We start from the raw sequence: 2,339 nt of genomic DNA on the forward strand, positions 1-2,339 counted from the left end.
GCCGTGGACAGCGTGATGGCTGATCTCCTGAAGGTGTCGGAACTGCACGGCGACACCAGCCGCCGCGCACGCTGCGCCGAGGACGCCGCGTTCGGCGAGAAGCCAATACCCGGTGATCTGAATCCACTGTCCGGCCATCAGGAGGGCGGGGGTCCAGTTGTTGGCGCGGTTGCGCTGAAGGGCTATGAGCCGGGCGGCGTCAGCGGTATGCGGTCGCATGGCGGAGAAGTGGACTCGGTCCGGCTGGCGCAGCAGGGCTCCGGTGGCGATCAGGCATAAGGCGAGCAGCATGCAGCATCCCGTGGGCACAGGGCGGGCACCTCCCCGCCATTGATTACCCAACGTATATCTAGTGACTAGATTTGGGGGATGGAGGAGCCTGCGAGCGGCTCATCGGCAGTGAGCTGCCCCACAAGAGTTTTCTGTGCCGGTAGGGTCAGACGTCCTCAGCCTGGTAGGCGGGGCCGAGGTCGTCCGGATGTGGGCTGATCGCCGCCCATCCCGGTCCACCGGGCCCGTGTAGCGGAGCCAGGCTCGTGGGGAGGCTGATAGTCCAGCCGGCTCCACCGATCTGCGGGGATCCCACGGCAACGGCCGTGATGGGTGTCGCGGAGGTGACCTCGGCTGACTGCAGCAGGCCATCGTGGATTTCGAGCAGCACTGTCGTCTCGATGTGGAAGTTCGCGGTTCGGTCCCACATGGGAGCCTCTCCGCCGTATCCGTGCAGGACCTGGAATCCCTGCCAGTTGACCTGAGCGCTCACCCATGTGCTGTCTCCGACGGTGTACGCGCTGCTGCGTTTGATTCTCTCCGGATGAAGGTGCAGGTTCCCGCCGGCCACTGGGGTGGCTGGGGTCACGTGGCGCATCAGGTGCAAGAGGAGGCCCTCGTTGGTCAGTGCGATGGTGACGGCATGGAACGCGACAGGGCTGTCGAGCAGTTTGGAGAGATCTGCGGGGGGACTGGTCGGTGTGGCCAGTTCTCTGAGTAGTTCGTCGATGCCGCCGGGCAGCAGCCGCAGCCGTGAACAGCCGTCACCGAGCCGGTCCCGTGCTTCATCACGGAGCACAGGGTGGAAGTCGGTTCTGCCGAAGTCCTGGTCGAGGGTGACGAACCAGATGTCGCCGTCCAGGCGACTCGCGGCGTCCAGGAGTGTCAGCCAGATTGCGACATCGCGGGCGCCGCGAGCCTTGACCTCCGTGTTCTGCGCGTCCATCCACCTCTGCTCCGCCGGAGGTATTCGGTTGGCCTCACGGCGCAGGGCCTCTTCCGCTGCCCCTGCCGGGGTCGGCAGCACCTCGAAGACACCCTCCAACGCTGTCCGCCGGCGATCGGCCGCCTGTTCCGGAGCAAGAGTGTCGATGGCTGAGGCCAGGTCCTGCCCGAAGCTCTTGCCCAATGCGGTGAGCGCCTTCCGCGCCGCGTTCAGGTCGGCCTCGGTGTCGTGCTGGTGATGCGCCACATGTTCGGTCACGGTCATTTCTGGGAGAGCCAGCTGGCGGCCGTGGAGTGCGGCGATTTTGCGGAGCATGCCCAGGACGGCACCGTGGGGGAAGGACGCGTGCTTGAGCTGGTTGGTGTCGAGAACGATCATGCGGTTCCCCCCAGGCGCAGGTGCGAGTTGCCGGCTCTACAGGCTGGCGACGGTGGCGTTGATGCGGGTCGCGTCCCAGGTTCCGGCATCGAGCATGGGACGGGCGGTGGCCTCGTAGGTCTGCAGGACGCGGGGAGCGGAGTCGGCGCCGTGGCCCCAGACGGATTCGAAGCGGCCGGCCCAGCGGCCGATGCCCTTGAAGTACACGCTGCTGCGACCGCGGTTGTAGTCGGCGTCGCCCTGCTCCTCCTCGACGAGGGCGGCGGCGTTGGCGAAGATGACGACGTCCACGGCCTGGTCGGCGCGCAGGCGGTCGCGGACGGCGAGGCCGCAGGTGACGCCGAGGTCGCGGTGCTGGCCGACGAGCTCCAGCAGGGAGGAGGCGAACTCCTGCCTGGCCAGATCGGCGGCGTGGACGATGAAGAGGCGGTCGATGCGGCCGCCGGCCTCGGTGAACCGGCGGTTCGCGGCGATGTACTCGCGGCGGCCGGTCAGGAGGGTGGGGTTGGTGGTCAGGTCGGCGGCGAGGATCCGCTGGGGCTCTGCCTGGGCTTCGGTGACGGTGTTGACCAGGAGGGTCGACAGGCGGGGGACCTCGGCGGCGTAGACCCGCAGGTGGCCGTCGGCGATCTCGCCGTAGTCGGAGATCAGCTCCGCCTCGAGGCGGGCGCGGACACGGTCGTAGTACGCGGCGTCATCCATGGCTTTGAGGTTATTGGCCCGGCGCAGCGGGATGTAGTTCTTG

At 67.6% G+C, this 2,339-nt stretch carries 3 protein-coding genes; 1 reads left to right on the top strand and 2 read right to left on the bottom strand.

The window, feature by feature from the left end; genetic code table 11:
• Nucleotides 1-279: hypothetical protein (locus ACFW48_RS38570; protein ID WP_386323327.1), on the top strand; the 279-nt coding region annotated here is incomplete at its 5' end.
• A 157-nt stretch (nt 280-436) separates the two neighbouring features.
• On the opposite strand, the gene ACFW48_RS38575 is transcribed toward ACFW48_RS38570, so the two are convergent.
• Both ACFW48_RS38575 and ACFW48_RS38580 read right to left on the bottom strand, forming a co-directional pair.
• On the bottom strand, nt 437-1,594 hold the full coding sequence (locus tag ACFW48_RS38575) for a PIN domain-containing protein (protein ID WP_386323329.1): 1,158 nt from the start codon (nt 1,592-1,594) through the stop codon (nt 437-439).
• Between the two features lie 36 nt (nt 1,595-1,630).
• On the bottom strand, nt 1,631-2,339 hold a 709-nt coding region (locus ACFW48_RS38580; RefSeq protein WP_386323331.1), incomplete at its 5' end, for a hypothetical protein.

Origin of the sequence: Streptomyces sp. NPDC058812 (assembly GCF_042744565.1) — a bacterium.
GTDB classification, from domain to species: Bacteria; Actinomycetota; Actinomycetes; order Streptomycetales; family Streptomycetaceae; genus Streptomyces; species Streptomyces thinghirensis.

What these genes read in the sequence shown, in the direction of transcription:
- ACFW48_RS38575 (WP_386323329.1), bottom strand. Translation starts at nt 1,594, where the DNA reads ATGATCGTTCTCGACACCAACCAGCTCAAGCACGCGTCCTTCCCCCAC.